The organism is Luteolibacter sp., assembly GCF_058122085.1.
On sequence record NZ_JBIKBQ010000161.1, the window covers coordinates 1 to 6432 of the forward strand.

At 64.3% G+C, this 6432-nt stretch carries 6 protein-coding genes and 2 pseudogenes; 3 read left to right on the top strand and 5 right to left on the bottom strand.

From position 1 onward, the window contains the following. Positions 1-1402: pseudogene (locus AC4DF4_RS17475) on the bottom strand (hypothetical protein); the annotation flags it as partial. A gap of 96 nt (positions 1403-1498) precedes the next feature. After that, the gene (rpsU, locus tag AC4DF4_RS17480) at positions 1499-1726 is read right to left on the bottom strand and encodes a 30S ribosomal protein S21 (protein ID WP_490049393.1); all 228 of its coding nucleotides are present in this window, start codon (positions 1724-1726) and stop codon (positions 1499-1501) included. A 226-nt stretch (positions 1727-1952) separates the two neighbouring features. Between rpsU and AC4DF4_RS17485 the strand changes: the two genes are divergently transcribed. The 3 genes and pseudogenes from AC4DF4_RS17485 (at position 1953) to tilS (ending at position 5052) form a co-directional block, all read left to right on the top strand. Next, the gene (locus AC4DF4_RS17485; RefSeq protein ID WP_490049398.1) at positions 1953-3074 is read left to right on the top strand and encodes an acyl-CoA desaturase; all 1122 of its coding nucleotides are present in this window, start codon (positions 1953-1955) and stop codon (positions 3072-3074) included. 717 nt (positions 3075-3791) lie between these two features. Beyond that, positions 3792-3962 (top strand): annotated as a pseudogene (locus tag AC4DF4_RS17490) (type I restriction-modification system subunit M); the annotation flags it as partial. A 157-nt stretch (positions 3963-4119) separates the two neighbouring features. Further along, positions 4120-5052, top strand: coding sequence for a tRNA lysidine(34) synthetase TilS (gene tilS / locus AC4DF4_RS17495; RefSeq protein ID WP_490049394.1), 933 nt, complete (start codon positions 4120-4122; stop codon positions 5050-5052). Here tilS and AC4DF4_RS17500 read toward each other — a convergent pair. The 3 genes from AC4DF4_RS17500 to AC4DF4_RS17510 all read right to left on the bottom strand — a co-directional run. Then, positions 5049-5726 (bottom strand): DUF2459 domain-containing protein, encoded by a 678-nt coding sequence (locus AC4DF4_RS17500; RefSeq protein ID WP_490049395.1) that lies wholly within the window; start codon positions 5724-5726, stop codon positions 5049-5051. The two genes, tilS and AC4DF4_RS17500, sit on opposite strands and share 4 nt — an antisense overlap. A 56-nt stretch (positions 5727-5782) precedes the next feature. Next, the gene (ppnP, locus tag AC4DF4_RS17505; protein ID WP_490049396.1) at positions 5783-6103 is read right to left on the bottom strand and encodes a pyrimidine/purine nucleoside phosphorylase; all 321 of its coding nucleotides are present in this window, start codon (positions 6101-6103) and stop codon (positions 5783-5785) included. A gap of 31 nt (positions 6104-6134) precedes the next feature. Beyond that, positions 6135-6432: rhodanese-like domain-containing protein (locus tag AC4DF4_RS17510; RefSeq protein WP_490049397.1), on the bottom strand; the 298-nt coding region annotated here is incomplete at its 5' end.

Below are 6432 nucleotides of genomic sequence, written 5' to 3' on the forward strand. Positions count from 1 at the left end.
AGGGCGTTTCGGAAAGCATCAGCTCGATCCAGAATCCCGCCCCGCGCTTCACCCGGCCGATCAGCGGGGCGGCTTCGGCGATCCAGTCGGCCATGGCTTGAGACGCCTCTTCCGTCACCGGGCCGGTGCGACCGACGACTCCTAGCAGCCGCTCCATCGCCCCGCCGAAATTTTCTCCCAGAAAACTCGCGCGCCAGCTTTCGAGCGACTCGGCGGCCTTGCAAAGTTCCTCCGCGGACTCCTTGTCCCACTCGCTGCGGAAATTTTCCGCGGCGATCCGGCGTTGCAGATCCTCCGTCCGCGCCACCATCCAGCGGTCGCGCAGCTCGGCCAGGCGCTTCGCCTTTTGCGCCCGCTTGCCGGCCACCAGGATCCCCGTTTCCGGAAGTGATAGAAGGTCCGCCAGCGTCGCGAGGGACGGGTCCGCCAGCCACTGGCACCAGATCTTGAACCAGCGCGCAAGCCCGCTGGTCACCACCGCCGCCGCCGGGTGGAACGCCGGCCAGCCCTCGCGGGTGAAGGCGCGGGCCAGCTCGTCGCCGACCTCGCTATCCGCCGATCCCAGCGCGACTTCGTCTGATGGAGTCTTCGTTTCCGCGACCGCCCGCAGCGCCTCCGCCGCCTGCTGCCGCGGGTCCGCCACCACTTGCACCGAGCCATCCGGCCAGGGCAGCGCCCGTTGCGTCCAGCTTGGCAACGGGCGTCCGGTTTTTGAAAATTGCTCCGCTTCGTCCTCCGGCGCGCCGATGAGAACCGTCACCGTTCCCTCCCAGGCAAGCCACGCCCGCTCGACCAGCGGCGGCATTTCCGCCACTCCGGCGAGCACGATCCGGGAAGTTCCGGCGGGCATCCGCAAGCCTTCCGACAGCACCCGGCTGCGGCTTTTCATGCCCCACGATAGCAGCTTCCGCTCCACCCCATTCTCCAGCCTGCCGAGCGCCTCCCAGCGCTCCGCCTCCACCGTTTCGCCGAGCTTCCGGGCGGCGGTGGATAGAAGTAGGCCGTTTTCCTGCAACGAGTGCCGCAGCCGGACCATTTCCTGCGCCAGTCCGCCCGCCCAGTTGGTGCCCTCGCCCGGCGGTTCGGGAAACAGCGCCTCATATGCCGGCCAATCCGCCACATTTTCCAAGACTTCCACCCACGCAACCCGCTCGACCCAGTCGGCCGCCGCATCTTCATCGCGGGATTGTAAAAACGACCCCGGCGTCACGACCTTGGGCGCGAGCAGCGCGCCCGCCGCCTCGGCCAGCGCCTCGCGCAAGCGGCGTCCGCTTTGCGCCGTGGGCACCACGACCAGCATGCCCGGCAGCTCGTCGCGCCGTTCCAACAGCCACGCCACCGCCTGCGTCAAAAACGGCCGGTCCCATCCGAGAAATTCACGTTCCACCATCGCCGCGAGCATCACGCGGCGGCTTTGCCGGGGAAATTAAAATCGGCACAAAAAAACGGGTGCCGTTTGGCACCCGTTTCTGATCCCGGTTTGCGGAACCTGGGGAAATTACTCGGCGGAGTCGGCAGGAGCGGCCGCGGGAGCGTTCGAGAAACGCCAGCGGATCTTGTTGCGCTTGGAGGCGGAACGCAGCTTGCGTTGCTTGCGCTCGGTCGGCGTCTCAAACGCGCGGCGGCGGCGCATTTCCTCGAGGATGCCCTCGGAATCCAGTTTCGTCTTGAGGCGCTTGAGGGCCCGGTCAACGGGCTCGCCTTTCTTCATGATCACTCCACGCATGCGATGATTATTGGTTGGTTTGGTTGGTTCCGCGGTTTGTTCGGGGCGCGCTAGATGCGGGATCGGCCCGGCCTTGTCAAGACGGAACCTGCCGGAAATCTGAAAAAAGGGGGGCTTGCATGAGCGGGCCAAGTCGGCTACTGAGCCTCGTCCTTTGGCTATCGGCGCGCAATTGCGCCGACCGTCCGGTTAAACATCCGGCTGCCCGAGGGTTTTAAAAAAACAAATTATGTACCGCATTCCGTTCAACCGGGTGGACTGGATTACCAGTTCCTTCCTCATCGGCACCGCCCTCACCGCCCTCATCGGGGTTCCCATCTACCTGGTTAAAGTCGGCCTCGACTGGTTCCAGTTCGCCATGTTCTTCTTTTTCGTGACCGCCACGATGATGAGCATCACCGTCGGCTACCACCGCCTGTTCTCGCACTTGTCCTTCAAGGCGAAGATGCCGGTCAAGTTCTTCACCCTCGTTTTCGGCGCCTGCGCGTTCGAGAATTCCTGCCTCAACTGGGCGTCCGACCACCGCCTCCACCACAAGCACGTCGATCACGACGAGGATCCCTACGACATCTCCAAGGGCTTCTTCTGGGCGCACATCGGCTGGCTCATTTTCAAACTCAACCCCGAGCAACCGATGGACAACGTCGCCGACCTGCGGAAAGACAAGCTCGTCATGTGGCAGCACAAGTATGTCCACTGGATCGGCCTCTTCGTCGGCCTCGTGATCCCGACGGTGCTCGGCTACGTCTGGAACCTCAAGATGGGCCTGGATCCGTGGCTCGGCGCGCTCGGCGGTTTCCTCATCCCCGGCATCGCCCGCATCGTCGTCGCCCAGCACTGCACGTTTTTCATCAACTCGTTCTGCCACATGCTCGGCCGCCAGCCTTATTCCACCAGCCACACCGCCCGCGACAGCGCGATCATGGCCTTCCTCACCTTCGGCGAGGGCTATCACAACTATCACCACGAGTTCCAGCACGACTACCGCAACGGCGTGAAGCCATGGCAGTGGGACCCTAGCAAGTGGACCATCTGGACGCTCTCCAAGCTCGGCCTCGTCGATGGCCTCCGCCGCGTGCCGGACGGCCGCATCCTCCTCGCCGAAATGGGCGAGGCCCATCGCAAGGCCCAGAAGAAACTCGCCGAGCTGCGCGAGCATCCCGCCGCCGCCGCCCGCTCCGCCGCCGACTCGCTTCACGAAATCGTCGAGAAACTCGCCGCCAACTACCACGAGCTTGAAAAGGCCGTGACCGACCGCGTCCAGCTTTCCCGCGAGGTCATGAACGGCTGGCAGCACGAGACGCGCAGCCTGATGCGCGAACTCCGCCGCACCGCCGCCGCCGTCTAAGCCACCCTAGCATTCCGCCACTTCCCCGAACGCCCCTCGACCGCAAGGTCGCGGGGCGTTTTTTGTAAGTGTGGCGGCGATCACCGGTCGCCGCGAATCCATCCGCGCCTTGGGGTAAAAGCTGAAAAGCTGAAAATGCGGGTTCAGCCGATCCTTCGCTCTCTCGTGAAAACGGGCTCAAACAGTTCCGAATTTGTTCGGCGATTTCTCTCGACGTCCTTCTATCGGGCAGCTCATCTCATGAGTTGAATCAGATAGTTCCCGCTTTCCGCATCACCTGCATTTTTCGCAACGACCGCTTAACCCTCAGCAACGAGCACTTAACCCTTCGCACCGGTTACGCCTCGTCCTGGGCTTCCGCCGCACCGAGCCCGGCGCCGCCTTCGCCGGTGCCTGGGTGACATCCCGCATCATCCGCGACCTCGGCGGCTCCGCCCGCCGCCCAGCCGGAACCCGTTATTCCCGGAGCCTAATCCCAAACCCACCCCGGCGCGGCCCACCCCGCGCCGGGGAAGGAACCTTCTCCGATTGCGGCGGTGAAAAAGAGTGTGCAAGGCTTTAACAAGTAGCCACGGTGCGCTCAGCAACAACGGAAATTCGGCGGAGCGCCCACGCAGACATGTTTGAATCCCCGCGATGAATCCTCCCAAATTCAATTACCACGACCTACCTGCTCTTGAACCGAAAGCGGAAGCGAGTTGCCGAGGAATCCTCGGTAACTTCAACCTGAACATCTCCCGCTACATCAGCACGGCGGTGGGCGAGAAAGAGATCAGTCTGGCAACGACTCACGACGAGTTGGTGGAAATCGGAAATGCGATCCAAACGGCGACGGCGAAGCACAACAAGTTCCTGAAAGAGCTGGGCTTGCCGCCAATGCCAAAGTGAATGGAGATCACTTTGATGCTGCGGGCTTTGGGCCAGTTGGCGGGCGAGGGACCGAGAGGGCCGGGTGCCGATGTGAATCGGGTGGTGATCAGGATTGCCGGGGCGTGCGGGGATGCTCACGATGGGCGGCGTGACGCTTGCAGGGAAAATTCCGTGGTTGGCCGGCGCATCCCGGGGGAAGCGCTGGCTGGTGGGCGTGTCGGGCGGGGCGGATTCGATGGCGCTGCTGCATTTGCTGGTGGCGGCGGGGTTTCGGAAGCTGGTGGTGTGTCATCTGGACCACGGCTTGCGCGGGCGCGCCGCGGCGGAGGAGGACGCGAGGTTTGTGAGGCGGGTGGCCGGGAAGCTCGGGCTGGAATGCGAGATCGGGCGGGCGGATGTCGCGGCGCGGATGGCGGCGCGCGGCGAGTCGCTGGAGACGGCGGCGAGAAACGCGCGGCATGCGTTTTTCGGCGAATGCGCGCGGAAACACCGCTGTCGCCGCATCCTGCTGGCGCATCACGCGGATGATCAGGCGGAGACGGTTTTGTGGAATTTACTGCGCGGCTCGCACGGGCTCAAGGGGATGCGCGAGGAGCAACGGTTAGTGACGGAATCGGGCGTGGTGCTGGAGTTGATCCGCCCGCTGCTGGGGATCCGCCGGGCGGAGTTGGTGGCGTGGTTGGAATCGCAAGGCCACCGCTGGCGGGAGGATGCGAGCAACGCGGAGCCGATCGCGGTGCGCAACCGGCTGCGGAACGAGGCGCTGCCATTGTTAGTGGAAATTTCCGGGCGCGACGCCACGCTGGCATTGGTCCGCGGGGCGGCGGACACGGAGGATCTGGAAGCGCTGGAGGCGTGGGCGCTGGAGCGAGCGATGGTGCTCGATCCGCAAGGCCGGCTGCATCTGCCGGTGCTGCGGGCATTGCCGGTCGCGTTGCAGCGGGTCGCGTTGCGGAAGTTTCTCCAAGACGGCGGGATCGCCTCGCCGGAGCGGGATTTGATCGAGCGGGGATTGGGCCTGGCGGACGTGGGAAATCCGGCGGCGATCAACCTGCCGGGCGGCGGCAAGCTGCGGCGCCGCGAGGGGCGCTTGTGGATCGATCGTTAGGGTTTCTCGCCGGGCCAGATTTTTTCAAAATCGTTGGGCGGTTTTTCCGCCTGGCGGATGAGGCCGTTGGCGGTGACGGCGAGCCAGGGATGGATCTCGCCGCCGAGCGTTTCGATGGCCTGCACGGTCCAGACATTGCAAACACGGGGCAGGAAATAAAGGTGCCGCGACTCCAACAACACGCCGCCGCCCCAGCTCGAGGTGCCGCAGACGACCGGCCTGCCGTCCGCGCCGCGGGCGCTGCAATCGTTGAGGAAGGCGGCGAGGTCGCGGCCTTTTTCGCGCGCGGTGAGTTTTCTCCAGATCCGCTGGTGAGGGCAGACTTCGGGGATGTTCCAGTTGGCCGGGATGAGTTCCATCACCGATGGCGTGGGGGTGAAGAGCGCGCGGAAAAACTTCCACGGCGAGTGCAGGCCCTTCTCCATGTAGGCGGTCCGGTCGCCCCAGCTGAGGGTGACGTACTTGGGCGTGCCGAAGCCGGCGGGTGGGATGAATCCGGACTCGATGAGCCAGTCGTAGGGGAAAACCATGCCGGTGTGCAGCTCGTCGGAGATCAACCAGACGAGGACGTCGGGATCCCTAGCGGGCGTGGAGGGAGGCGGAGCGGTCTTGGCGACCTCCGCCCGATAGACGGGCGCGGGCGTGTCCGGCAGGCGGATTCCGCAAGAGCTCAACGCCACCGCCGCGAGGATCAGTCCGGATCGATTTCGGATGGACCCCGGGCTTGGCATCAGGCTGGGAGGAACGAGCAGATGTATTCGCAAATGCCTTCGCTCACCTTGATGGTGAAGCCGCTGTTGCCGGCGACATCAAAGGCGGAGCCGGCCTCGACGACGACGACATCCGAAGTTCCGTCGAGGGTGACCTCGCAAGCGCCGGCGATGATTTCCATGCGCTCGGGAGCGGCGGTGCCGAAGTGGAAATTGCCGGGGTAGATGAGGCCCAGGGTTTTCTTGGTGCCGTCGGCGAAATGGACGGTGTGGGAAACGACGTTGCCGTCGAAATAGACGTTGGCTTTGGCATCGACGGTGACGTTGGAGAATGAAGACATGATCAGGTGTTGGTAGGTTAGAAGTTGAGAATCATTCGGTCGGCAGGCCGCTTTCCTTCCACGCTTCCCAGCCGCCGGTGAGGGTGGAGGATGAGTAGCCGAAGCCTGCCAGATGGATCGCGACGGTGCGGGCGTCCGGGCAGGCGAGGTTGGTGCAGTAGATGACGATGGTTTTTTTCGCGGCGAGGGCGGCTTTGATTTCTGCCTCCCGCCGGGTGATTTGCGCGTCGCAATCCGCCGACTTCGGCAGGCTGATGGCGCCGGGAAGGTGGCCGAGGCTGTAGAAGAATCCGGGCCGGGCGTCGTAGAGCAGCACTTGGTCGGCTTGC

What these genes read in the sequence shown, in the direction of transcription:
- ppnP (WP_490049396.1), bottom strand. Translation starts at nt 6,103, where the DNA reads ATGTCTTCATTCTCCAACGTCACCGTCGATGCCAAAGCCAACGTCTAT.
- rpsU (WP_490049393.1), bottom strand. Translation starts at nt 1,726, where the DNA reads ATGCGTGGAGTGATCATGAAGAAAGGCGAGCCCGTTGACCGGGCCCTC.